This window comes from Hyalangium gracile (genome assembly GCF_020103725.1).
In the GTDB taxonomy this organism is placed as follows: domain Bacteria; phylum Myxococcota; class Myxococcia; order Myxococcales; family Myxococcaceae; genus Hyalangium; species Hyalangium gracile.
In genome coordinates, this window is record NZ_JAHXBG010000006.1 from 499,000 (window position 1) to 522,559 (window position 23,560).

Annotated in this window: 20 protein-coding genes; 12 read left to right on the plus strand and 8 right to left on the minus strand. The window is 70.2% G+C overall.

What is annotated here, in order from left to right; translation table 11 throughout:
- The first annotated feature begins 60 nt into the window (after window positions 1-60).
- The 3 genes from KY572_RS15005 to hpf all read left to right on the plus strand — a co-directional run bounded on the left by KY572_RS15005 (window position 61) and on the right by hpf (window position 2,774).
- Entirely contained in the window at window positions 61-942 is an 882-nt protein-coding gene (locus tag KY572_RS15005) for an SDR family oxidoreductase (protein WP_224243288.1), read from the plus strand.
- Window positions 939-1,949 carry an NAD(P)/FAD-dependent oxidoreductase gene (locus tag KY572_RS15010; RefSeq protein ID WP_224243289.1) on the plus strand — a complete coding sequence of 337 codons (1,011 nt, stop codon included), beginning with the start codon at window positions 939-941 and terminating at the stop codon, window positions 1,947-1,949. Before KY572_RS15005 ends, KY572_RS15010 begins: the two co-directional genes overlap by 4 nt.
- 162 nt (window positions 1,950-2,111) lie before the next feature.
- Window positions 2,112-2,774 carry a ribosome hibernation-promoting factor, HPF/YfiA family gene (gene hpf / locus KY572_RS15015; RefSeq protein ID WP_224243290.1) on the plus strand — a complete coding sequence of 221 codons (663 nt, stop codon included), beginning with the start codon at window positions 2,112-2,114 and terminating at the stop codon, window positions 2,772-2,774.
- 93 nt (window positions 2,775-2,867) lie between these two features.
- Here the strand turns inward: hpf and KY572_RS15020 are convergent, their stop codons facing one another.
- Window positions 2,868-3,506, minus strand: coding sequence for a hypothetical protein (locus KY572_RS15020; protein WP_224243291.1), 639 nt, complete (start codon window positions 3,504-3,506; stop codon window positions 2,868-2,870).
- 112 nt (window positions 3,507-3,618) lie between these two features.
- On the minus strand, window positions 3,619-5,400 hold the full coding sequence (locus KY572_RS15025; RefSeq protein ID WP_224243292.1) for a glycoside hydrolase family 3 protein: 1,782 nt from the start codon (window positions 5,398-5,400) through the stop codon (window positions 3,619-3,621).
- A gap of 159 nt (window positions 5,401-5,559) precedes the next feature.
- Here KY572_RS15025 and KY572_RS15030 point away from each other — a divergent pair, with 159 nt between their 5' ends.
- Window positions 5,560-6,021 (plus strand): PTS sugar transporter subunit IIA, encoded by a 462-nt coding sequence (locus KY572_RS15030; protein WP_224243293.1) that lies wholly within the window; start codon window positions 5,560-5,562, stop codon window positions 6,019-6,021.
- Between the two features lie 27 nt (window positions 6,022-6,048).
- A complete protein-coding gene (locus KY572_RS15035) occupies window positions 6,049-6,891 on the plus strand; it encodes a hypothetical protein (protein ID WP_224243294.1) in 843 nt (280 codons plus the stop codon).
- Window positions 6,892-6,897: 6 nt separating this feature from the next.
- Here KY572_RS15035 and dtd read toward each other — a convergent pair whose 3' ends face one another.
- Window positions 6,898-7,371 (minus strand): D-aminoacyl-tRNA deacylase, encoded by a 474-nt coding sequence (gene dtd / locus KY572_RS15040; RefSeq protein ID WP_224243295.1) that lies wholly within the window; start codon window positions 7,369-7,371, stop codon window positions 6,898-6,900.
- A gap of 340 nt (window positions 7,372-7,711) precedes the next feature.
- Between dtd and KY572_RS15045 the strand changes: the two genes are divergently transcribed.
- Entirely contained in the window at window positions 7,712-9,091 is a 1,380-nt protein-coding gene (locus tag KY572_RS15045; RefSeq protein ID WP_224243296.1) for a serine/threonine protein kinase, read from the plus strand.
- Between the two features lie 16 nt (window positions 9,092-9,107).
- On the opposite strand, the gene KY572_RS15050 is transcribed toward KY572_RS15045, so the two are convergent.
- The 4 genes from KY572_RS15050 to KY572_RS15065 all read right to left on the minus strand — a co-directional run bounded on the left by KY572_RS15050 (window position 9,108) and on the right by KY572_RS15065 (window position 13,024).
- A complete protein-coding gene (locus KY572_RS15050) occupies window positions 9,108-9,629 on the minus strand; it encodes a hypothetical protein (protein ID WP_224243297.1) in 522 nt (173 codons plus the stop codon).
- A gap of 73 nt (window positions 9,630-9,702) precedes the next feature.
- Complete coding sequence (locus tag KY572_RS15055) at window positions 9,703-10,572, minus strand: ABC transporter permease (RefSeq protein WP_224243298.1); 870 nt, start codon at window positions 10,570-10,572, stop codon at window positions 9,703-9,705.
- The gene (locus tag KY572_RS15060; RefSeq protein WP_224243299.1) at window positions 10,569-11,480 is read right to left on the minus strand and encodes an ABC transporter permease; all 912 of its coding nucleotides are present in this window, start codon (window positions 11,478-11,480) and stop codon (window positions 10,569-10,571) included. The genes KY572_RS15055 and KY572_RS15060 overlap by 4 nt, the downstream gene beginning before the upstream one ends.
- The gene (locus tag KY572_RS15065; RefSeq protein ID WP_224243300.1) at window positions 11,477-13,024 is read right to left on the minus strand and encodes an ABC transporter substrate-binding protein; all 1,548 of its coding nucleotides are present in this window, start codon (window positions 13,022-13,024) and stop codon (window positions 11,477-11,479) included. The genes KY572_RS15060 and KY572_RS15065 overlap by 4 nt, the downstream gene beginning before the upstream one ends.
- Window positions 13,025-13,310: 286 nt before the next feature.
- Between KY572_RS15065 and dacB the strand changes: the two genes are divergently transcribed.
- Both dacB and KY572_RS15075 read left to right on the plus strand, forming a co-directional pair.
- Window positions 13,311-15,545, plus strand: coding sequence for a D-alanyl-D-alanine carboxypeptidase/D-alanyl-D-alanine endopeptidase (dacB, locus tag KY572_RS15070; protein ID WP_224243339.1), 2,235 nt, complete (start codon window positions 13,311-13,313; stop codon window positions 15,543-15,545).
- Between the two features lie 222 nt (window positions 15,546-15,767).
- Window positions 15,768-16,253, plus strand: a complete 486-nt coding sequence (locus KY572_RS15075; protein WP_224243301.1) for a single-stranded DNA-binding protein — start codon at window positions 15,768-15,770, stop codon at window positions 16,251-16,253.
- Between the two features lie 75 nt (window positions 16,254-16,328).
- Here KY572_RS15075 and KY572_RS15080 read toward each other — a convergent pair whose 3' ends face one another.
- The gene (locus KY572_RS15080; RefSeq protein WP_224243302.1) at window positions 16,329-17,012 is read right to left on the minus strand and encodes a succinate dehydrogenase; all 684 of its coding nucleotides are present in this window, start codon (window positions 17,010-17,012) and stop codon (window positions 16,329-16,331) included.
- 242 nt (window positions 17,013-17,254) lie between these two features.
- Here KY572_RS15080 and hslO point away from each other — a divergent pair, with 242 nt between their 5' ends.
- From hslO to KY572_RS15100, 4 genes are all read left to right on the plus strand, one after another.
- On the plus strand, window positions 17,255-18,148 hold the full coding sequence (gene hslO, locus KY572_RS15085) for an Hsp33 family molecular chaperone HslO (protein WP_224243303.1): 894 nt from the start codon (window positions 17,255-17,257) through the stop codon (window positions 18,146-18,148).
- Window positions 18,149-18,248: 100 nt separating this feature from the next.
- A complete protein-coding gene (locus tag KY572_RS15090; RefSeq protein ID WP_224243304.1) occupies window positions 18,249-18,917 on the plus strand; it encodes a phosphoribosyltransferase in 669 nt (222 codons plus the stop codon).
- A 215-nt stretch (window positions 18,918-19,132) separates the two neighbouring features.
- Window positions 19,133-21,049 carry a selenocysteine-specific translation elongation factor gene (gene selB, locus KY572_RS15095; protein WP_224243305.1) on the plus strand — a complete coding sequence of 639 codons (1,917 nt, stop codon included), beginning with the start codon at window positions 19,133-19,135 and terminating at the stop codon, window positions 21,047-21,049.
- A complete protein-coding gene (locus KY572_RS15100) occupies window positions 21,046-23,556 on the plus strand; it encodes an ATP-binding protein (protein WP_224243306.1) in 2,511 nt (836 codons plus the stop codon). The genes selB and KY572_RS15100 overlap by 4 nt, the downstream gene beginning before the upstream one ends.
- The last annotated feature ends 4 nt before the right edge of the window (window positions 23,557-23,560 follow it).

The following is a 23,560-nucleotide window of genomic DNA, read 5'->3' on the forward strand; positions in this document are numbered from 1 at the left end:
GCGCGGTTGCCGGCCGTAGCCATCACCCCCACCGTGCCTGGGTACTCCTTAGGAGGCCCCATGGCGCGCAATCCGGATCCCCGTCACACTGGTCAGAAGCCTGACTTCAACGAGCAGCCTCAGGCCCATCCCGGCATCGAGGAGCGGATGCAGGAGGCGCCGGACTACGGCGAGGACTCGTACAAGGGGCTCGGTCGTCTGAAGGATCGCGTGGCGCTCGTCACGGGTGGCGACAGCGGCATCGGCCGGGCGGTGTGCCTGGCCTTCGCCCGAGAGGGCGCGGACCTGGCCTTCGCCTACCTCAACGAGCACGAGGACGCCGAGAAGACGCGCCGGCTCCTGGAGGGTGAGGGCCGTCAGGTGCTCGCCATGGCGGGAGACCTGGCCGTCGAGGCGTACTGCCGCAAGCTCGTCGAGGACACGGTGAAGCGCTTCGGCCGCATCGACGTGCTGGTGAACAACGCCGCCTTCCAGGGCAAGGAGGTGGAGAAGTTCGAGGAGCTCGATCCCGAGCGCGTCGAGCGCACCTTCCGCGTGAACATCCTCGCCATGTTCCACCTGGTGCGGCTGGCGCTGCCGCACATGAAGCCGGGCAGCGCCATCATCAACGTCGCCTCCGTCCAGGCGTACCAGCCCTCCGCGGCCATCCTCGACTACGCGAGCACCAAGGGCGCCATCGTCACCTTCACCAAGGGCCTGGCGCAGTCGCTCATCGAGCGCGGCATCCGCGTCAACTGCGTGGCGCCGGGGCCCGTGTGGACGCCGCTCATTCCCCAGTCCTTCAGCGGCGAGCACCTGAAGACGTTCGGCGAGAGCAACCCCATGGGCCGCCCCGCGCAGCCCGCCGAGCTGGCGCCCTCCTTCGTGTTCCTCGCCAGTGACGAGTCCCGCTACGTCAACGGGGAGATCCTCGGCGTCACGGGGGGCAAGGTCCTCGCGTGAGCCCTCCCCAGGAGCAGCTCGGCGCGCCGCACCAGGACAAGCACTACGACGTCATCATCGTCGGCGGAGGCCCCGCGGGGCTGTCCGCCGCGCTGTTGCTCGGGCGGTGCCGGCGCAAGGTCCTCGTCTGTGACGACGGCAAGCCACGCAACGCCGTCTCGCACGCCTCGCACGGCGTCTTCACCCGGGATGGCACACGCCCGGCGGAGCTGCTGCGGCTGGGGCGCGAGCAGCTCGTGCCCTACGGCGTCGCGGTGTGGGACGTGCGCGTCGCCGAGGCCCGGTGCACGGACCGGGGCTTCGAGGTGGTGCTCGAGGAGGGCCCCAGGCTGCGCTGCCGCCGGCTGCTGCTGGCCACCGGCGTGGTGGACGAGCTGCCGAAGGTGGAAGGCATCGAGCCGCTCTATGGCCGCAGCGTCTTCCACTGCCCCTACTGCGACGGCTGGGAGATGCGTGAGCAGCCGCTCGCCGCGTACGGCCGGGGCCATGATGGGGTGGAGCTGGCGCTGGGCCTGAAGACGTGGACGAATGACATCATCCTCTTCACCGACGGAGGCCGCTCCCTCTCGCGCGAGGAGCAGGAGCTCCTCCGGCACGAGGGCGTCCGCTGGCGCCACGAGCGCATCTTGCGGGTGGAGGGCTCGGACGGGCGGCTGGAGCGGGTGGTGCTCGCCAGCGGCGAGTCCATTCCCCGCCGCGCGCTCTTCTTCCACACCCAGCCCCGGCAGCGCTCCCCGTTGGCGAGCAACCTGGGCTGTGCCTTCACCCGACGCGGGGCGGTGAAGACGCGCAAGCTGGAGGACACCGGCATCCCCGGGCTCTATGTCGCGGGGGATGCCTCGCGAGATGTCCAGTTCGTGATCGTCGCGGCCGCGGAAGGGGCCAAGGCGGCCCTGGCCATCAACAAGTCCCTGCGCATCGAGGACTGTGTAGGACCCAACCCATCACGTGAGTCTCCATTTTCGGTCCCGGAGCCCACGGAAGTGCCTGAATCTGCTCGGGATTAAGCCGGGAATAAGGGAACGCGCCCACCTGTCGGAGCCAAGGTACTCCCAGCCGCTGGGAGTGCCCTGAAGCGGACATTGGAGGGGTCGGGTTGCTTTTGCCCCCCCAGACCGTTTCTGATCTGGAACGGAGCACCGTCCTACCTACAGAGGAGGCAGCTACACATGCAGATGAACATCACCTTCCGCCAGTTCGGAGCGTCGGATTCCCTCAAGGAGTACGCACGCGAGAAGGTCGATCGAGTCAATCGGTTGCTGGACAGGGCGGGGGAAGCGCATGTGGTGCTCTCGCTCGAACGCCATCTGCATCACGCGGACATCACCATCCACTCGGGCTCGTGGGTGCTCAGGGGCCGCGAGAAGAGCGAGGACATGTACGCGTCCATCGACCTGGCCATGGACAAGATCGAGCGGCAGCTGCGCCGCTACAAGGACAAGCTCAAGAGCCACCATGGCCGTGAGCGCGTGCACCACCGCCAGGACCTGGTGAACCAGCTGTCGCGCGTGCGCCACGCCGTCTTCGAGATGCCCGGGGACCAGGAGGAGGCCGCTCCGGCGGAGGCCCAGGCGACTTCGTCTCCTCCGCCCGCGAAGCCCGAGGCCGCCGACTCCTCGCCTCGCATGCTGCGCACCACGCACCTCACCGTCCAGGCGCTGAAGGTGGACGAGGCGGTGATGCAGATGAACCTGATGAACAACGACTTCTACGTCTTCCACAACGTGGAGACGAACGCGATGTCCGTGCTCTACCGCCGCAAGGATGGGCAGTACGGTCTCATCGAGCCGCACGAGCCCGAGCAGCAGCGGGTCGCCGCGGGCGCGCGGTAGCCAACCCCGGAGACGCCCGCGCTCCGCCCCCCAGCAGGGTGAGGCGGAGCGCGCGGGTGGCCGTGCCTCGGGAGGGCTCCCGGGGCCACGCCCTCACTGCCACTTGCGGCAGTTGGTGGTCGGCGAGTGCCTCATGCGCTCCCGCTGGGTGGTGAAGCGCGCCGGAGAGATCGCCGAGGAGTAGCTCTCCGTGTAGCTGGCCAGGTTCAGCGCGAGCAGCGTGGCCATCTGCCCGAGCGGCCGCGCCTGGAGGCTCTCGGGGAAGTCCACGAGGAACTGCTCCTCGAGCGGGCCCGCGCAGTCACGCTTGCCGGAGTAACCGCCCTCCACGCGCTTCAGGTAGTAGCTGCAGACGCCGACGCGGCCCACCAGCACGTCGTCCTTGAGGAGCACCTCCACGGGGGCGCCGCCCAGGGTGCCGGAGACGCGGGTGTCATCTCCCTCGGACAGCTCCAGCTTCGTGGGCTGCGCGCCGAAGATGCCCGTCACCTGCTGGTAGTTCCACTGCAGATCCACGGGCCGGTCCCGGAAGCGGCCGCGCATTCCGTCCTCCCTCAGTCCGAGCGAGGAGCTGGGGCCGGTGATGGCGTCGTGAGAGACGACCATGGGCTCGATGGAGCCCTGGCCCATGCGGACCCCGTCCGTGGGTGGGCGCAGGCCCTCTCCGACTCCCGTGCACCCGACACCCAGACCCAGCACGAGCAGCGACGACATCAGCAGCGAGCGCGACATGGCTTCCCTCCCGGTTCGGTTCTTCGTTGGCGTTGTCGGGAGAAAGAACGCGGCGCCGCGCGGGACATATCGCGCGTCGGAATCCGGGCAGTGGGCTCGAAGGGACTGTGTCTCAGCGAGAGGCGCCCTGCAGGGCGCGAGCTGCCTTGTGGGGCGTCGTGGATTGCCGCGAGGCGTCGGCCTGCTTCTGGCCCACCGGATCCAACCCGTGGCCGAAGGAGAGCGAGCGCAGGTGGACGGGCAGACGGCCCGGCGTGCCAATCTCTCCAAAGAGGGCGGCGGCCGCGGCGGAGGTGGAGGCGGGCTGGTACGAGTAGACGGCGAGCACGGCGCGGGCCTCGTCCACCAGCTCGGCCAGGTAGGGCAGCCCCATGGTGACGACCACCACGGGCTTGCCGGTGGCGGCGGCCATGGTGACGAGCTCCACCTGGCGCGAGTTGATCAGCCCCACCACCACCACGTCCGCGGCGAGCGCGGCCTTCCGAGCCTTCTGCCGCAGCGCGGCACGGCGGGACTCGGCCGGGTAGGCGGGCACCGAGAGCACGGAGGCCCGGGGGGCGCGGGCGCGGATGGCGTCGCCCAGCGAGGGCTCGGCGGTGATGACGGCGATGCGGGCCTCCGTGGACAGGGGGAAGGAGCGCTCATCGGTGCGCAGCAGGGTGACGGAGGCGCGGGCGATGAGGTGGGCCACCTCGCCATTGCCGGGCGGGGGCGGGGTGGCGAGCCGCTGCTCCATCACGGGCGGCGTCTCGAAGAGGCCCCGGCGCAGCTTGGCGGTGAGGATGCGGCGCACGGCCTGCTCCAGGCGGGCGGCCGGCAGCTCCCCGCTGCGCGCGGCGGCGAGCAGGGCCTCGTACACCTCCGCCTTGCGCTCGGGGCTCCAGGGCACCAGGACCATGTCCGCGCCGGCCCGCACCGCCAGCACGGCGGCCCGGCCCGCGCCGTAGCGCTGGGTGATGGCCTCCATCTCCATCTCGTCGGTGAGCACCAGCCCGTCGAAGCCCAGCTCCTTGCGCAGCAGCCCGTCCAGCACCTGGGGGCTGAGGGTGGCAGGCACGTTGTCCCCAGTGAGGCGGGGAATGGCCACGTGGGCCGTCATCAGCCCGTCCAGCCCCTCCAGGATGGCGGCGTGGAAGGGCTCCATCTGCGCGAGCACCTCCTCGCGCGTCTCGCTCATGACGGGCAGCACCGTGTGGCTGTCGGCGTCCGTGGCGCCATGGCCGGGGAAGTGCTTGGCCACGGTGACCAGGCCCGCGTCCTGCTGGCCCCGGACGAAGGCCCGGCCCAGCTCGGACACCAGGGGCACGCTGTCCCCGTAGGAGCGCACGCCGATGACGGGGTTATGGGGGTTGAGGTTCACGTCCAGTACGGGGGCCAGGTTCATGTTGAAGCCCAGCCGTCTGAGGTCCTCTCCCTGCGCCCTACCCGCCGCATAGGCCAGCTCCGCCGAGCGGGTGGCTCCCAGGGCCATGTTGCTGGGCAGGACGACCACCTGATCCCGCACGCGCACCACGTTGCCCCCCTCCTGATCCAGCGTGAGGAAGGGGGGAATGTGGCCGATGAGCAGCCGACGCAGGCCGTCATTGAGGCGGGCCACCTGCTGGGCCTCGAGGATGTTGTGCTTGAAGAGGCACACCCCACCCACCCGGTAGCCGCGCACCAGGTCCTCGACGTCCTCGTCCACCTCGGTGCCGTAGAAGCCCACCATCATCAACTGGCCCACCCGCGCTTCCAGGGAGAGGCTGGAGAGCAGGGAGTCCACCCGGGCTGAGGACACGGGGGGCAGGCCCGGGGTGGGGGAGGGCGTAGGCGTGAGGCCTGGAGCGGGTGCCGAGGCGTACACGCCGAGGGACAGCAGCAGCGCGGTGAGGGGAGCGAGGTGACGGGCGGACACGTGGGCGGGAATGCTAGTCGAGGAACGTAACCCCCTCCACCTTGCTTGCTGGTGAGCGAAGCCGGCCCGAAGCGGTCAGTGAGGGGCAAGCGACCCTTGCGCGAAAAGGTATCGAGGAGTAATTGCCCCACGACGTCGAGCGCCATTGCGGGAGCGCCAGTGAGAATCTCCGAGTTCCTCAGCCCCCAAGCCGTCATCGCGGACATGCAGGCTCGCACCAAGCCGGAGGTGTTGCGCGAGCTGAGTACGGCGCTGGTGCGCGCCCACCCCCAGCTCCAGGAGGAGCGGCTGGTGGAGGTGCTGCGCGAGCGCGAGAAGCTGGGCTCCACGGGCATCGGCGAGGGCGTGGCCATTCCCCACGGCAAGCTGCCGGGGATGACGCAGCTGCTGGCCACCTTCGGCGTCTCCCGTCAGGGCCTGGACTTCGAGGCGATTGACGGCAAGCCGACCCACCTCTTCTTCGCCCTGGTGGCGCCGGAGAACAGCGCGGGGGTGCACCTCAAGGCCCTGGCGCGCATCTCCCGGCTCTTCAAGAACCCGCGCTTCCGGTCGTCCATCCTCGAGGCGCCCACCGCCGCGGACATCCACGCGCTCATCGTCCAGGAAGACGCCAGGCCCTGAGCGCAGGGGCCTGGCCCGGGGGGGCGCATGGAGATCGTCCTTCGAGCCATTCATGATCGGTTCTTCGAGGAGGCGGTGATCCCGTTCCTCACCCGCGCCATGGGGGATGCCCCCGGAGCGCTGGAGGAGCTGCTGGGGGTGCTGGGGGACGAGCAGTCCCGCTTCCTCTGCGAGCAGCTGCTGTCCTCGGCCTCGCCCGGGGGGCTGAGCACCCTGGCTCCGGAGACGTGGGCGGATCTGGTGGATCGGCTCGTGTTCCAGCAGTGGCGCGAGGGGGCCGGGTGGGAGATCGAGGGCCACCGGGCCGGCTACGCGGGGGACTGGGACGAGGCGCTGCACCTGGCGCTGATGGTGGAGCAGCCGGACTACCCCTATGCGAACGCGCGCGAGGCCCGGGCGGCTCGGGACGCGTTCCGCCTCAGGCCCCAGACGGGGCTGGGGCTGGCCTCGCTGGTGGCGGGGGTATGGGAGCCCTTCCCTCCGTTTCCGCCGGATCAGATCTTCTCCACCCAGGGGCGGGGTGGGTACTTCCCGAAGCAGGGGCTGGCCTTCGCGGACTGGTCGTGGCGCTCGGCGAGCGCGGTGGCGGGCTGGCATGGGAGCCTGCCGGTCAAGCTGGAGCGGCTGCTCGCGCGGGAGCAGGAGCGGCTGAAGATGCCCTCGCTCCCGGAGCGCACCGAGCTGCTGGCCTGGTGGGCGGGCAAGGCGCCCCAGCCGCCGCCGCTGGCGGTGGTCTTCTCCGGGCTGGGACCGCGCGCTCCGGGGTGGATCCAGGAGCTGGGCGTCATCTGCGGCCACGTGCGCGAGGCCGCCCGGGAGCGCACCGCGCTGGTGTCGCTGGTGATGAAGGGCGTCGAGGTCCGGATCTGAGCCGGCTCAGGCGCCTGGCGGTGTTCCGCTGCCGGCGGGGGGCGGCGTCTCCAGGAGGATGGTGACGGGGCCGTCATTGATGAGGGCCACCTTCATGTCCGCGGCGAACACGCCGGTGCCCACCGTGAGGCCGCGGGCGCGCAGCTGCTCGCAGACGCGCTCGTACAGGGCCTTGGCGCCGGTGGGCTCCATGGCATCGCTGAAGCCGGGGCGCCGGCCCCTGCGCGCGTCTCCATAGAGGGTGAACTGGCTCACGACGATGAGCTGCTTGTGCGTGTCCTCCAGGGAGAGGTTCATCTTGCCCGCGGCGTCCTCGAAGATGCGCAGCGTGGCCAGCTTCTCCACCATCCAGGGGATGTCCGCCTCGGTGTCCGCCTTGCCCACGCCCAGGAGCACCAGCAGCCCCGGGCCGATCTGGCTCACCTTCTCCCCGTTCACGGTGACTGAGGCCTCGAGCACCCGCTGCACCACTGCGCGCATCGCATCCTCCTGAATTCCTTGGGGAATAGTGGGAGCCCTGGCCAGGCACAAGCGGTTTCGCCCAGGAACCCCTCGCGACGCAACTCCTGCTCGCGAAGTCAGAGAATGTGAATGCAGTCGGCGTCACGGCCGACACGGTGTACGGGAAAGCTCAGGAGCCCGGCAGCCCACGACGGGGGGTTGCCGGGCTCCGTTTCTTTCCAGCCTGTCCGACAAGCAGACCGGGTGCGGAGCAGCGGACCGGGTGGCTCACCCTACCGAGCTCGTCTCTATGCCAGAGCCTCACCTGTTCGGTAGGGTGCGGGTGGCGAGCGTGCTTGCCCCGCACCTGGAGCGTCCCATGTCTTCCTTGTCGTCCAGAGATCCTGAAGCTCCGGCGCACGGCTCGCTGGTGGGCCCCTGGCGCATCCTGGTGCGCTACGACTCGGGCAGCTACGGGGAGGTCTACCGGGTGGCGCGCGCGGGTCATCCCGAGGCCGGAGCCTTCGCTCTGAAGCTGGCGGTGCACCCCGAGGATCCTCGCTTCCAGCGAGAGGCCGAACTGCTCCAGCGAGTGGTGCATCCCTCCGTGCCACGCTTCGAGGATCGGGGCTGGTGGACGGGACCGAATGGCAGGATCTTCCCCTACGTCGTCATGGAGTGGGTGAAGGGTATGACCCTGTACGAGTGGGCGCGGGAGCAGAAGCCTACCTCCCGGCAGGTGCTGCAGGTGCTGGCCCAGCTCGCGAGCGCCCTGGCCGCCACCCACGGGATGGGCGGAGTGCATCGGGACGTGAAGGGGGACAACGTTCTGGTGACGGCGACGGGGCGCGCGGTTCTGCTCGACTTCGGGTGTGGCAGCTTCGAGGGCGCCAAGGCGCTCACGGACACGGCGCTTCCCCCGGGGACCAGCAGCTATCGCACTCCGGAGGCCATTCGCTGGGGCTGGTTTCACCGCGGGGCCGGAACTCCCTACCAGGCCGGACCGGCTGACGACGTGTATGCGCTGGGAGTGGCTGCTTATCGCCTCTGTACGGGCAAGTACCCGCCGGCTCCCACGGAGAGTTCGGGGCCTCGACGCAGACTGCTCCGTCCCAGCGAGCTTGCGACAGTGAGCAAGGGGCTCGATCAGCTCCTGCTCACCGCGCTCAACGAGGACCGGCTGGCACGTCCACTCGCCGCTTCCTGGGCCGCCTCGCTGGAGGATGCGGCCAAGGAGAAGGATGCCGAAGCGCCCATCGTCCCCACTCCCTCCGCGGCGCGCACGGACGTGACTTCTTCTCCGGGGCCTCGGCGCCGGCGGGAGGTACCCACCTGGATGGTGATGGCTGGAGCGGCCGTGCTGGGAGGGCTGGTGGTGATGGCCGCCGTGAAGCTGAGGGACATCGGGCGCAACTCTTCAGAGCCAGCGCCAGAGACCCTTTTCGTCACCGAGCGGTGGCGAACTCCACCCGCCCAAGCTCCGGACGCTGGTGTGGGCGAGGAGGCGTTGCTGTCCGTCACACAGACGCCACAGCCAGGAGCATCCTCCTCCGGACTAGGGCTGGCGATGCCCAAGAATCCGCTGCCGGGGCAGAAGAAGCCTCCCTGCGAGCCCGAGTACGAGCTCGTCGCACTGGGGGCATGCTGGGCCATCTTCGAGAAGAAGCCTCCTTGCGGAGAGGGAGGCTACGAGTACGCGGGCAAGTGCGTGAGAGCCTCCTTCAATGCTCCGCGTCAGCCCGCCTCGGAGCAGCCATGAGCATGCGTTGGTTGACTCAGGGAGCAGGGCGGGTGACGAGCTCTTCGCGGCCGATGGGGCTGACGCCCTGCGCCAGGAGCCTCCGAGCAGCCGAGACGGAGACGCACTCCTCGGTGCCGTGGAGATGGCTGTAGAAGGTGAGGAGCTTGGACGGCTCCACGACGCGGATGTCTCCCACGAGGACGGAGGGAACACGGCGCACGAACACGTCGAGGAGGACCTTCACGCCATCCACGTGGCGCGCGTAGCGGTAGAAGTTCTCCGAGACGGCATCGAAGCGCGTCCAGGTCCGGAAGTAGCCGCGCTCGGAGAGCAGGTGGATGAGCTCGGGGAGGCGCTCGGGCTCGACGAAGAGGTCCACGTCCTTGTGGTCATGGAAGCGCTTCAGCTCCTCGTGGGGAGGGGCCATGAAGTGCCAGGCCCAGCCGCCGGACAGGGTGACGAGCGGCGCGATGGCTCGCACCTCCCGCTCCAGCACGCGCAGGCGCTCGAGGTTCCAGGGCTCATCGGTCCGCTTCGGGTTGCGAGGGTCTCCCATGGCCGGCTCCGGGCTAGAGGCGCGGACCGGACGGGAGCCTTCGTGGACGCCTGACTCCACCGTCCTCTGGTGGTCACTCCACGCGCTTGGGGTCCAGCGCGTCGCGCACCGCATCCCCGAGGAAGTTGAAGCCCAGCACGGTGATGGCCAGGGCGAGCCCGGGGAACAGCGCCACGTGCGGCGCCACGAGCAGGTACTGCGTCCCCTGGTCCACCAGCGCGCCCCAGGAGGGTGTACCCGGTGGCGCTCCCAGTCCCAGGAAGCTCAGCGAGGCCTCGGCGAGGATGGCGCCGGGAAAGGCGAACGTGGCCTGGATGAGCAGCGGCCCCGCGGCATTCGGCAGCAGGTGCCGGAAGAGGATGCGCGCGTTGCCGCTCCCCAGGGCTCGGGCCGCCTGCACGTAGTCTCGCTCGCGCAGCGTGAGCACCTGCGCGCGAGCCAGCCGCGCGTAGCCCGTCCACCCCGTGAAGGACAGGGCGAACACCACGTTGGCGAGGCTCGGCCCCAGCACCGAGGTGATGAAGATGGCCAGCAGGATGCCCGGGAAGGCGAGCAGCACGTCCACCAAGCGCATCACCGCCTCGTCCAGCAGGCCGCCCACGTACCCCGCCAGTCCTCCCAGCGTCACCCCCACGAGCGCCGACAGCACCACGGCGAAGAACGCCACCACGAGAGACACCCGCGCTCCGTAGAGGACGTGGGTCAGCACGTCGATGCCGTTCTCTCCGGCTCCCAGAAGGTGGCGCGTGCTCGGAGGGTCCAGCTCCGCGGACAGCTCGATGGCCTCCGGCGTGTACGGACTGAGCACCGGAGCCAGCAGCGCGGTGAGCACCAGCAGCACGGCCACGCCCAGCCCGAACCTCCCGCCGAGCGTGCGCAGCCGGAACCCCCGGCGCGTGACGGCTCCCGGCGCGACGGCGACCACGGGGGAAGCCTCGCTCACGAGCGCCTCCTCACACGCGGGTCCACCAGCGCGTACGCCACGTCGGTCAGCGTGTTCACCAGCACGTAGCACAGCGTGAACATCAGCACCGTGGCCCGCACGGTGTTGTAGTCGCGCTTCTCGATGGCGGTGAGCAGCAGCGTGCCCATGCCTGGCCACGCGAACACCTTCTCGGTGACGATGGCGCCGCCCAGCAGCGTGCCGAACTCCAGCCCCAGCACCGTGAGGATGGGCAGCAGCGCGTTGCGGAACGCGTGCTTCCACAGCACCACGCGCGGGTGCAGCCCCTTGGCTCGTGCCACCGTCACGAAGTCCTCGCGGAGCGTCTCCAGCATCGCCGCCCGCGTCATCCGCGACAGGAAGGCCGCCAGCGCCGTGCCCAGCGTCAGCGAGGGCAGCACCAGGTGTCTCCACGACTCGGCGCCCGACACGGGCAGCCAGTCCAGCCAGAGCGCGAAGACGATGATCAACATGGGGCCGAGCCAGAAGCGCGGCAGCGCCACGCCCGCCACCGCCACCCCCATCGCCGCCGTGTCCACCGCCGTCCCCTTTCGCGCCGCCGCCGCCACTCCCAGCGGAATCGCGATGGCCACCGCGATGAACAGGGACGCCACCGTGAGCCACAGCGTGTTCGGCAGTGCCTGGCCGATGGCCGGCAGCACCTTGCGCTGGAACGGTGGCAGCGAGGTGCGCAGCTCGCCCGTGGCGAAGTCCTGGGTGAACGTCCACAGCTGCGTGTACCAGGGCAGGTCCAGCCCCACCGCGCGCCGCAGCGCCTCCCGGTCCACCTCCGTGGACTGCTCGCCCAGCATCACGTCGATCGGGTCGCCCGGCACCAGGTTGAGAAAGAGCGAGATGAGCAGCAGCGCCCCCACCACCGCGATGCTGGCGGAGATGGCGCGCCTCATGGCTCCACCCTCCGCGCCCGCGCCAGGGACGTGAGGAAGCCATTCGCGCTGGGCTCGAAGCCCTCCAGCCGCCGGGACACCACCGCCACGCTGCTCTCGTGCCAGAGCGGCGCGTACGGGAGCAGCGCGTCCAGCCGCTCCTGCACCCTCGCGTAGAGCGCCGCGCGCTGTGAGGGCTCCACCCGGCTCGCCTCGTCCAGCAGCGCGTCCAGCTCCGCATCCTTCAGAGCCCCCCGGTTGAAGCCGCCCCAGTGGTTCTCCTCCGTGGGCACGTTCCTCGAGTGGTACGCCCCGCGCATCAGGTCCGGCTCGATGACCGACGCCCACTTGAGCGTCACCATCTCGAAGTTGCCTCGGCGGATGTCGTTGAAGAGCGTGCCGAACTCCAGCGAGCGTACCTCCACCGCCACGCCTCCTCGCGCCAGCTGCTCCTGGAGCACCAGCGCCACCGACTTGCGGAACCGGTCCGTGCTCACCTTCAGGCTCAGCGTCATCCGAGGCTGGCCTCCCGGCCCATCCGGATCCGGGTAGCCCGCCGCATCCAGCAGCCTCGCCGCCTCGGCCGGGTCATACCGGCAGCCCTCCTGCGGCGCGTGGGCCCAGTGCGTGGCGGGCAGCATGCCCGTGGCCGGCTCCGCCAGTCCGTGGAACTTGTGCTCCACGATGGGCTTCACCTCCAGCAGGTGGCACACCGCCTGGCGCACCCTCACATCCGCCAGCGGCCCGGAGCGCAGGTTGAAGCCCAGGTATGCGTAGCCCGTGCCGGGCCGGACGAGCACGCGCAGGCCCGGCTCCTTCCTCAACAGGGGCAGCACCGCTGGGGACACCGCGTTGGTCACCAGGTCCGCGCGCCCCTTCAGCAGCTCCAGCACTCGCGTCGTCTCGTCTCGGACGACTCGGAAGTGCAGCCGGGAGATGCCCGGAGCCCTCGCGTAATACCCCTCGAAGGGTACCAGCGTGAGGTGTTCCTCATCCGGTTGGGCCTCAAACCGAAACGCTCCGGCTCCCACCGGGTGCGCTCCCTGAAGCTCCACGCCACCCAGGCCTGCTCGCTCAGCGGGCAGGATGCTCAGCGACAGCTCCGCCAGCAGTGGGGCATAGGGCCGTCGCAGGTGGAAGCGGACGGTGCGATCACCTACCACCTCCACCTCCTGAATCACCTCGTACCGGTCCACCTTCGGACTGCGCAGCGCCCGGTCTCGCACTCCGTCATAGGTTGCCTTCACGTCCGCGGCCGTGAGCGCCGTGCCATCATGGAACGTGAGCCCGGGGCGCAGCGTGAACTCCATGACAGTGGGGGACAGCGCGCGGAAGGACTCGGCCAGCGCCGGCACCGGTCGGCTGGTGTCATCGAAGGTGACGAGCCCCGGCGCGATGAGCTGGCCGATGCGCTGGCCAATCGCTGTCAGCGCGAAGCGGTCATCCAGGCTGTCGGGTGGCGCCTCGACCAGCACCGTGATGCCGTCGGGGGTTCGGTCTGGTCGGCAGCCCGCCAACAGTGCGAGCAGCATCCCCAGGGCGGCGCGGCGGAGCAGAGCGGACATCCGTTTCCAGCTTGTGTCACACCCGGGTGGTAGGGTCGACGGTGTTGCGCACCCCCGTCAGGCCCTTATTTCACCGCAGCGTCATGAAGGCGCTGGAACTGAAGGTCGGTTCACAGGGTTGCAGGTGCGTCTGGCTCACCGCCCGATGAAGAAAAGTCCACATCCTCGGCAGCGCAGCTTCGCCTGGCGGATGAGCGAGCGCCCAGACATGGACGCGCCTACTCTTCCTCCCTTGATTCTGGGGGATCTGCTTCTCATGATGGCCCGCGTCTTCCCCGGAGCCTTTGTGCAGGTTCATCGAGCCAGTGTCCTCTTGGCCGCGACGGCCGCGATCATTCTTTCGCTTCCCGCAGCCCACGCCGCCCCGGCGGACAAGCGGGCCGAGCGTGAGGCGCTGAAGACGGCGTTGCTCGACGTGCTCCAACGCACGCCCCTCAAGGCCAGCCGCGTGGGCATCCACATCCAGAGCCTGGATGACGGCTCGGTGGTGTTCAGCCAGAACGCGGACGATCTGCTCAACCCGGCCTCGAACGTGAAGCTCGTCACCTCGGCCGCGGCGCTGGCGACGCTCGGGACGGAGTACCGCTTCGACACCGAGTTCCTCGTGGACCCGGAGCTGCCGCCCGACGGCAAGGTCAAGACGCTCTACGTGCGCGGCAAGGGCGACCCGTCGATGACGACCGAGCGCCTCTATGGTGTCGTCTCCGAGCTGTTCCACGGCGGCCTGCGCGAGGTGCAGGACATCATCATCGACGACTCGTGGTTCGACGCCGAGCGCACGCCGCCCGGGTATGACCAGGAGGAGTCGGACCGGGCCTACATGGCGCCCACCGGCGCGGTGAGCCTCAACTGGAACGCGACCGCCATCTACCTGCGGGCCGGTGAGGCTCCGGGTGCCAAGGGCACCGTGGAGATGGAGCCCCCCAGCGACTTCTTCGTGGTGGAGAACGGGCTGACCACGGGCAGCCACCGGGCCCGCCGCGTCTCGGTCGCCAGCAAGCCGCTGGGCGACAAGCAGCGCATCGTGGTGAAGGGGCAGCTGCCGTCGGACCAGGGCGCCGTGAGTGTCTGGAAGAAGATCGACAACCCGCCCATGTACTTCGGCTACACCTTCAAGGAGCTGCTGAAGGGGCGCGGCATCAAGGTGAAGGGCAAGGTGAAGCTGGGCCTGGCTCCCTCGAGGGCCAGGCTGGTGCACGTGGCCCAGTCGGACACGTTCGACGTCATCCTCAAGCGGCTCAACAAGCTGTCCAACAACTTCGTCGCCGAGACGCTGCTCAAGACGATGGGCGCCGAGCTCAAGGGCGCGCCGGGCAGCTTCCAGAAGGGCATCGAGGTGGTGGAGTCCTTCCTCGAGCGGGAGGTGGGCCTGCCCAGCGGCTCGTACGTGATGAAGAACGGCAGCGGCCTGAACGACACCAACCGCTTCTCGGCCACGCAGCTCACGCGCATCCTGCGCTTCATGCACTCGCGCTTCCCGCTGGCGCCCGAGTACCTGTCCTCGGTGGGCATCGCCGGCAAGGACGGCACGCTCAAGTACCGCTTCGAGGGCAGCGAGGCCGTGGGCCGCCTGCGCGCCAAGACGGGCACGCTGGAGAATGTGTCCGCGCTGAGCGGCTACGTGCAGGCCACCGGCGGGGAGCTGTTCGTCTTCGCGATGATGGTGAACGACTACCCCGGTCGCTCGGGCCCCGTGGTGCAGGGGCTGGATGCGCTGGGCGCCGCGGTGGCGGCCACGGGCTCCTCGATGGGGCCCTCGCGCGCGGTGGCGGCGCTCTCGGACACTCCGCGTCCGGGCGGTGAGCTGGGCGCGGTGGCCAGCCGCATCAAGACGTACCTGGAGCTGGGCAAGCAGCGCGACCAGCGCAACATCAGCTTCCTGCGCACGGCGTGGCGCAGCGAGCGCGACCCGGCCGTGCGCGCCGTGCTGGCCGACAGCCTCTACCAGTCCAACCCGAGCGACTACCTGGGCGCGCGCACGCTCCTGGACAGCTACTCGGCGGCCTCGGACGTGTACGGCCGGCTGCGGGCCGTGGCGCGCGAGCTCTCCGTGGACGTGCCCGGCGTGGGCAGCATGGTGGAGCTGGCCGCGGGCGGCAACGCGGAGGCGCTGGCTCGCGTGGTGGAGCTGGCCGGGGCCTCGCGTGGGGACGGGCAGGCGGAGACGGAGCTGTCCGTGGCCCTGGGCGAGGTGGCTCGCACCGCGCCAGAGGAGCTCGTCGTCGCCCTGCGCGAGTCCGGCAACTCGGAGCGGGATGTCGCCGTCTCCCTGCTGGCCCGCGGGCTGGTGCAGGTGGGCGACGCGGACCACCCGTTCTGGAAGTCACTGCGCAAGCAGCTCGGCGCGCCGGATCCGGCCCTGGTGACGTTCGTGCGCAACCTGGACGCCACGCTCTCGCAGAAGGTGGCCGAGCAGAAGGCGCCTCGGGCTCCGGACACGGTGGAGGCGGTGTCGCCGGGCTCCGCGGCTCCCGTGGGGCCGGGGCCTTCGCGCACGGCGGAGACCCGCCCTGGCGGGTGAGGCCCGCATCCCCGTGTGATTTCAGGGATCTCCCGGGGCGAGCAGGCAGGCGGGCGTTGACGCCTGCCTCGTGGGCCCGAGGATCAGCGCGCGCGTCGCTCCCATCGTGTATACCTGTCAAGTATTCCGCCAGGTGATGAACCTGCGGGATGGCGCCGATCCGTGGTGGATCGGCTACCCAAGGAGCCGGTCCGAGGTGGACGGGCTATAGAAAGGGCAGTCATGGCTGGAGGCGTCAACAAGGTCATCCTCATCGGCAACCTCGGAGCAGACCCCGAGGTGCGCTTCACCCCGGGCGGTCAGGCGGTCGCCAACTTCCGCATCGCCACCAGCGAGAGCTGGAACGACAAGAACGGGCAGAAGCAGGAGCGGACCGAGTGGCACCGCATCGTCGTGTGGGGAAAGCTGGCGGAGCTGTGCGGCGAGTACTTGAAGAAGGGCCGGCAGTGCTACGTCGAGGGCCGCCTGCAGACGCGCGAGTGGACGGACAAGGAGAACCGGAAGAACTACACCACCGAGGTGGTCGCCACCTCCGTCACCTTCCTGGGCGGCCGTGATGCGGGCGCCGGGGATGGGGGCGGGGCCCGGCGCGGCGGTGGCTCGTTCTCCCGAAGCGGGGAGCCCGACTACGGCGCGCCTCCTCCGGGGATGGACGATGGCGGCATGAACCAGAGCGGTGGCAACGGGGACGACGACATCCCGTTCTAGGCTCCGGAAGACGAACCGGCCGCCCCCAATACCCGGGAGCGGCCGGTTTTGTTTTCAGGTGGTGCGGGCCGCCCGCTACATGTCGATGGAGTGCCCGGTGCCGGGGCCGAACGCCTCACCGGCCTGGAACAGCGCGTAGATGGCGCCCCACGCCATGGCCGTCAGCACCAGGAAGATGATGATGACGAAGGGCTCGAAGCGGCGCATGGAGCGCTCGCTGGCGAAGATGCCCCAGGCCATGCCGAAGTTCTGCAGCCCGTTGGCCACGTGGTACGCCACGCCGAGCGTGCCCACCAGGTAGACGAAGAGGGTGGGGCCGTGGAAGCGCATCTCCCGGGCGATGTCCTCGAAGGCCTCGGGGCCGTGGCCCAGCAGGCGCGGCTCCAGGAAGGCCTTCCACAGGTGGGCGCCCAGGAAGGCCAGCACGCCCACGGCGGTGACGCGCTGGAGGATGTACTTGAGGTTGCCGTAGTTGTTGTAGGCGAGGTTGTTGGGCCGGAAGCTGAACAGCCGCACCAGGCCCCACCCGGTGTGCATCAGCAGCGGCACCAGGGAGATGAGGAAGCCCAGCGCCATCGAGAACGGGTGCGCGTACGTCGTCACCGAGCTCTGCCACGCCGCGGCGCCGCTGAAGGCGGCCAGGTTGTCCCAGAGGTGGTTGATGGTCCACAGCGTCAGGGGGAACACCGCGAGGAATGAGCCCAGGCGGGACTGGAGGAGCGGGTTCTTGCGAGGAAGGGCTGCGGCTTGGGTGCTCATCGGGACTCCGGCGACGCGCGGACGGGCCACTCCGCGGGTAGGTGGGTCGGACCGGGCGTTATAGCCGGTCCCGGTGAACGAGGGGCTGGGATATGCCAGCCGGGGTGGCAGCCGGGGCGCTCGGAGGCATAAGCCGGGCCGATGCCTGGGGCTCCAACCCCTCCTTTCCAGGGTAACCGAGGCGCCGGGCGCCTTCCCCATTGGCGAGCGCGGCGGTGTTGGGCACGCTACAGCCTCTCCTTATGGCCGATGAACTCGTCAGTGGACTATTGAAGGACGTGGACGTCCGAGTGGTGCTCGCCCTCACGTCCGAGCTGTCTCGCCAGGCGCGGGCGACGCACAAGAGCGAGTCGGCTTCGGCCGCGCTGCTCGCCCAGGGGCTCACCGCCGCCGCGCTCCTGGCGGCGCTTCAGAAGGGGGAGACGCGCATCAACCTGCAGCTGGAGTGCGACGGGCCCCTGCGCGGCTTCTTCGTGGACGCGGACACCTCCGGGCTGCTGCGGGGCTACACCAAGAACCCCCATGTCACCCACGTGGGCGCCGAGGGCGAGTACCGCTGGCGGCCGGTGTTCGGCAACAAGGGCTACATCTCCGTGCTGCGCGACATCGGCGAGGGTGAGTACTACCGCTCCTCGGTGGAGCTGGAGCGCTTCGACTTCGAGCAGGACCTGGAGCGCTACTTCACCATCTCGGATCAGGTGGCCACGCAGCTCAAGCTGGAGCAGGTGGCAAAGGTCAAGGACGGCACCACCGAGCCCCTGGGGGTGGTGGCGGGCATCATCCTTCAGCCCCTGCCGAACGGGGACCGGGAGGCCTTCCAGACGCTCGGCCGCCAGCTCAAGGAGAACCTGCACGGGGTGCTCCAGGCCCATGCCGCCGAGGGCGGGGCGGCGGTGCTCAAGGCGCTGCTGCCGGGCCGCAATGACTTCGAGGTCATGTCCCGCTACCCCCTGCGCTTCTCGTGCACGTGCAGCCGGGACCGGGTGAAGAACGCGCTGCTGGCCATGGGGAAGGAGGAGCTGACGGATCTGCTGGAGAAGGACGGGAAGGCGGAGGTGACGTGCCAGTTCTGCACGACACAGTACGTCATTCCCGGAGACGAGATCCGCGCGATGCTGGAAGCCGCAATGAAGTGACGTACAGCGTGCAGCCCAGCGCCGGGGGCCTACGCGGGAAGTAGCCCCCGAGCGTCGCTCAAGATATGACGTGGGCGCACCTCAGCTGGAGTCCTCATCCGTGGCCACGAAGCGCGCAGTGTCCGGCAAGGGCAAGACCTCCAAGAAGGGCAAGTCCGCGCCCAAGCCTTCCAAGCAGAAGGTGGAGAAGCTGGTCTCCATCCCCTCGGACGTCGTGCTGGCGCCCCAGGCCGAGGTTCCGCGCATGCCCACCGGGAGGGACCAATCCCGGCAGCGCTCCGCCGTGCAGGAGCTGTCGTGGGCGGACTTCGACAGGGCGGTGCAGGCGCTGGCGGGCGCCATCCGCCAGGACTTCAAGGTCGAGGCCGTGGTGGGCGTGGCGCATGGCGGCGTCTTCGTGGGTGGGGCGCTCTCGAGCGCGCTCGGCTGCGAGTTCTTCCCCGTGCGCATCACCCGGCGCAGCCGCGACCGCGGCAGCACGAACAAGCCCCAGCTCTCCGGCGAGATGCCGCGCGAGCTGAAGGGCCGGCGCGTGCTCATCGTCGATGACGTGGCCGCCAGCGGCGACACGCTGGAGATGGCCACCGCGCTGGCGAAGAAGGTGGGCGCCCGCGAGGTGAGGACGGCGTGCATGGTGGCCCGGCCCGAGGGCTATGAGCCGGACTATCGGGCGCTGTCGACCCAGGCGTTCCTCGTCTTCCCCTGGGACTACGAGCCCACGGGCGGGGTGGACCGCTCCGACGTGGACCCGGATCTGGCCGGGGCCTGAGCGGCTGCCTCGGGCGTCCCCTGGATGACGTTTGCGCTGCCCTGTCCCCCGCGCGGGCGAGCGTCTGCGCGTTGCGTGGGCCCGACCTGTCCCGTAGTCTGGCCGGGATGTAGGACACCCCGTCTTCTCGCGACCTGGGACGGGGGCCCACGGTGGGGGAGACCGCTCCATCCCGGAGCGGGCACAGGCAGGCGCACGAGGAACGGGCCGGCGCGATGATCATCGGCACGGCGGGGCACATCGACCACGGCAAGACGTCCCTGGTGAAGGCCCTCACCGGTATCGACACGGACCGGCTCAAGGAGGAGAAGCGCCGAGGCATCACCCTGGAGCTGGGCTTCGCCCACCTCACGCTGGATGATGGGACGCTGGCGGGCGTGGTGGACGTGCCCGGCCACGAGCGCTTCGTGAAGGCCATGGCCGCGGGCGCCGGGGGCGTGGACCTGGCGGTGCTCGTGGTGGCCGCGGACGAGGGCGTCATGCCCCAGACGCGCGAGCACCTGGACATCTGCCGCCTGCTCGGGGTGAAGGCGGGCGTCATCGCCCTCACCAAGAGCGATCTGCTGGCGGAGCTGGGCGAGGAGTGGCTCGCGCTGGTGAAGGCGGACCTGGTGGCGCTGACGGCGGGCACCTTCCTGGAGGGAGCGCCCGTGGTGCCCTGCTCCTCGAAGACGGGAGACGGGCTGAAGGAGCTTCGGGCCGCGCTCACTCGCGCGGCGCATGGGCTGCCCCAGCGGCCCTCGGATGGCCCCGTCTTCCTGCCGGTGGACCGGGTGTTCACCATCAAGGGCTTCGGCACGGTGGTGACGGGCACGCTGCTGTCCGGCACGCTGGCGGTGGAGGAGAGCGCCTCGCTGCTGCCGGGACGCCCCGGCCCCTTCCGCGTGCGAGGCCTCCAGGTGCATGGCCAGGCCGCGCAGAAGGTGCAGGCGGGCCTGCGCACCGCGGTGAACCTCGTGGGCGTGGAGCCCGAGGAGATCGATCGCGGCATGGTGCTCGTGCGCGCCGGCGAGCTGCCCGAGACGCGGATGCTGGACGTGGAGCTGAGCCTGCTGCCCGCGGTGGAGGAGCCGCTGCCCCGGCGCCGCAAGCTGCTGCTGCACCTGGGCACCGCGCAGGTGGAGGCCACCGTGGCGCTGTTGGACCTGGAGCGGCTCGAGCCCGGGGAGACGGGGCTGGCCCAGCTGCGCCTCTCCGCGCCGCTGGCCGCGCTCGTGGGGCAGCGCTTCATCCTTCGAGGCTCGCGCGCGCTGCCGGGGCGCGGTGCCACCGTGGCGGGCGGCCGCGTCCTGGCCATCACTCCGCCGCGCCGCCGCAAGGGCGCCTCCGCCGTGGTGGCTCCGCTGCTGGAGGCGGACGCCGGCGGGCACGTGGCGTGGCTGCTGCGCCAGGCGGGCTACCGGGGGCTCACCCAGGCGGAGCTGTTCGGCCGCTCGGCGATGCCACCCAAGGCGCTCTCACGCACGCTGGAGCTGCTGGGCTCTCGGGGTGGGGCGCTGCTGGTGGACCGGGACAAGCGCCTCTATCTCTCCGGCGAGGTGTTCGAGGGGCTCCAGAAGCGGGCCCTCGCGCTGCTGGCCGCCTTCCACGAGCGCGAGCCGATGCGCGAGGGCCTCTCCCGCGAGGAGCTGCGCCAGCGCCTCTCGCCGGAGCTGGACCCGCGCATCTTCCAGCGGGTGGCGCAGGCGCTGGTGGACACGGGCAAGGCGGAGCTGGACAAGGAGGTGATGCGGCTCAAGGGCCGAGGCCGCACCCTCACCGTCAGCGACGAGGGAGCCCGGGCCCGGGTGGCGGCGGAGCTGGCCGCGACGGGGCTCGCGCCTCCCACCTTCAACGAGCTGGCGCAGAAGCTCCAGCTGCCGGCGCCCCGGCTCCAGGAGCTGCTCAAGGTGATGGTGTCCGAGGGCCTCATCGTCCGGGTGAGTGACGAGCTCCACTTCGACGCGGGAGCGCTGGGAGGCCTGCGGGAGCGACTGGTGGGCTGGCTGCGCGAGAAGAAGGAGATCTCCACCCAGGCCTTCAAGGAAATGGTGGGTCAGAGCCGGAAGTTCGTCATCCCCTTGTCGGAGTACTTCGATCGGGAGAAGGTGACGCTGCGAGTGGGTGAGAAGAGGGTGCTGCGCCGGGGATGAGCCAGATGCCTTACAGCCAGGGGGCCCTGCGCACCCTGATCGAGACCTTCGGCAACCCCATGGTGGTGTTGCGCCAGCGCGAGCTGTGGCTGGCCAACGCGGCCTTCCTGCGCCTGGTGGGGCTCTCCCGGGAGCAGGTGGAGGGCCGCCCGGCCCTGGACTTCGTCAACCCGGACGAGCACCGGCGCCTGTCCGCTCTCTTCCAGCGCATCCTCGAAGGGGACCTGCGCACCCCCTCCAGGGTCTTCCGGCGCCTGGTGCCTTCCTCCGACGGGCGGATGCATGAGCTGGCCGCCGCCATGCAGGACGTGGTGCTGGAGGGCGGCGAGAAGGGGCTGCTCGTCAACCTCTTCGAATTGGTGGAGCGACCCCCCTCGGTCACCATGGCCGAGCGCCTGGTGGAGACGTCCGCGCGCCTGGTCGGCGTGCACTCCGAGGAGGAGGTATTTCAGGTGGCGCTGGAAGGCCTGGCCTCCGCGGGCTTCCGCGCGTCCTTCCTGCGCTGGGATGGCAAGGAGCTCTTCCTGGCCGACGGCAGCCCCCTGCCCGAGGAGATGGGACTGGCGGCCGAGGCGCTCGGAGAGGGACGCGCCATCTATGGAGGGGTGGAGGCGGGCGAAGCCACCCATGTCTACCTGCCCCTGGGCGATGCGCGTAACGGCGTGCTGCTGGTGGAGGGCCGAGGGCTCGATCCGACCCACGGCTCCACGCTGGCGCTCTTCGCCAAGGTCGTCGGCACGGCGCTCTCCGAGGCGCGCGTGGAGGCCGAGCGCATGCGCGGCCAGTGGGAGCTGCGCGTGCTGGCGGCGGTGGCGCGTTTCCTCGCCCAGCCCGTGCCGCCCACCCCCGAGTCCTTCCTCGAGCGCCTCGCGGGGCTGCTCTCCGCGGACGCGGCGCTGCTGCTGCTCCGGGAGGAGCCGGACGCTCCCTTCGTGCTCACCGCGCAGGTGGGCCTGGCGGAGCTGAGCGGCGCGGTGACTTCGCTGGGCTCCGTCCTGGGCGACACGGCGGTGAAGGTGGAGCAGGGGCGGCTCTCGACGAAGGGCGAGGAGAAGGTGCTCTGGGATGTCTCCGGAGGGCGCTTCGGCAGCGGGCTGGCGGTGCGCATCATGCGCGGAGGGCAGGTGAGCGGCACCCTGCAACTGTTCCGCGTGCCGGGCCGGCCCTTCCAGGAGGCGGACCTGCGGCTGCTGGCGACGATGGTCGAGCTGCTGGTGACGCTGCTGGAGCAGCACCGCCTGCGCGCCGAGTCCGCCCGGCAGCTCTCGGAGACGCGGCTGCTGCTGGAGCTGGCCCGCACCACGGCGGGCGTGCTGGACTCGGCGGGCATCCTGGATGTGGCGGCGGACTTCCTCGTCCGCCTGCTGGATGTGTCCGACTGCCACATCTTCCTGTACGACGAGCAGGCCAAGCTGCTGCGAGGCGCCGCGGGCTCTGTCACCCACCGCGACTTCCTGCGCGGCCTCACCCTCCCGCTGGACGACGGCAGCTTCACGTCCCGCGTGGCCCGCGAGCGTCGCCCCCTCTTCATCGAGGATGTGGACAAGACGTCGGGCGGCTACAGCCCGGAGCTGGCTGACCGCTTCCAGGCCAAGGCCATCCTCGGCCTGCCGCTCACCTCGCGTGACGAGCTGATCGGCGTGGTGGTGGTGGATGACACCCGAGGCCCGCGCGCCTTCGGGCCCGCGCTCATCGAGCTGGCCGAGGCCACCTGCGGACAGATCGCCCTCTCCATCGCCAACGCGCGCCTCTACGAGTCGCTGTGGGGCTCCTACGCGGAGCTGGCCGCCGCCCGCGCGGAGATGGTCAAGCGCGAGCGCCTGGCCGCGCTGGGCGAGCTGTCCGCCATCGTCGCCCACGAGGTGCGCAACCCCCTGGGCGTCATCTTCAACGCGGTGACGTCGCTGCGCCGCCTGCTCAAGGTGGAGGGGGATCCGGCGATGCTGCTGGACATCCTCACCGAGGAGAGCGACCGGCTGAACCGCATCGTGGCGGACCTGCTCGACTTCACCCGGCCGAGGGACCCCATCCTCCAGCCGGAGGACCTGGGCCGCGTGCTGCTGGATGCCATCGAGGCGGCGCGCGTCCAGGGCGGGTCCGACAACTCCTCCGTGCGGTTCGTCGCGGAGGTGGACCCCCACCTGCCACCCGCGCGCATGGACCGGCGGCTCATCCGCCAGGCACTCATCAACGTGCTCGTCAATGCCCTCCAGGCCATGCCCCAGGGGGGCGTGGTGACGGTGAAGGCCCGCAGGGAGCTGCACGGCGGCCGGGACTGGCTGCGCAGCGACGTGTCGGATCAGGGCATGGGAATTCCCTCGGAGTTGCTGCACCGCGTCTTCGAGCCCTTCTTCACCACCAAGGCCCAGGGAACGGGCCTTGGCCTGGCCGTGGTCCGTCGTATTCTCGATGAGCACGGTGGAGAGATCACCGTGGAGAGCACCCCTGGCCGCGGCACGACCTTTACCATCCGTCTTCCTCTCCTCCCGCCCCCGACGCCCCAGTGACTGA

Coding starts and splice junctions, on each gene's coding strand:
- KY572_RS15005 (WP_224243288.1), top strand. CDS start 61: ATGGCGCGCAATCCGGATCCCCGTCACACTGGTCAGAAGCCTGACTTC.
- KY572_RS15080 (WP_224243302.1), bottom strand. CDS start 17,012: ATGAGCACCCAAGCCGCAGCCCTTCCTCGCAAGAACCCGCTCCTCCAG.
- selB (WP_224243305.1), top strand. CDS start 19,133: ATGATCATCGGCACGGCGGGGCACATCGACCACGGCAAGACGTCCCTG.
- KY572_RS15050 (WP_224243297.1), bottom strand. CDS start 9,629: ATGGGAGACCCTCGCAACCCGAAGCGGACCGATGAGCCCTGGAACCTC.
- KY572_RS15065 (WP_224243300.1), bottom strand. CDS start 13,024: ATGTCCGCTCTGCTCCGCCGCGCCGCCCTGGGGATGCTGCTCGCACTG.
- KY572_RS15060 (WP_224243299.1), bottom strand. CDS start 11,480: ATGAGGCGCGCCATCTCCGCCAGCATCGCGGTGGTGGGGGCGCTGCTG.
- dtd (WP_224243295.1), bottom strand. CDS start 7,371: ATGCGCGCAGTGGTGCAGCGGGTGCTCGAGGCCTCAGTCACCGTGAAC.
- KY572_RS15020 (WP_224243291.1), bottom strand. CDS start 3,506: ATGTCGCGCTCGCTGCTGATGTCGTCGCTGCTCGTGCTGGGTCTGGGT.
- KY572_RS15035 (WP_224243294.1), top strand. CDS start 6,049: ATGGAGATCGTCCTTCGAGCCATTCATGATCGGTTCTTCGAGGAGGCG.
- KY572_RS15100 (WP_224243306.1), top strand. CDS start 21,046: ATGAGCCAGATGCCTTACAGCCAGGGGGCCCTGCGCACCCTGATCGAG.
- KY572_RS15075 (WP_224243301.1), top strand. CDS start 15,768: ATGGCTGGAGGCGTCAACAAGGTCATCCTCATCGGCAACCTCGGAGCA.
- KY572_RS15045 (WP_224243296.1), top strand. CDS start 7,712: ATGTCTTCCTTGTCGTCCAGAGATCCTGAAGCTCCGGCGCACGGCTCG.
- hpf (WP_224243290.1), top strand. CDS start 2,112: ATGCAGATGAACATCACCTTCCGCCAGTTCGGAGCGTCGGATTCCCTC.
- hslO (WP_224243303.1), top strand. CDS start 17,255: ATGGCCGATGAACTCGTCAGTGGACTATTGAAGGACGTGGACGTCCGA.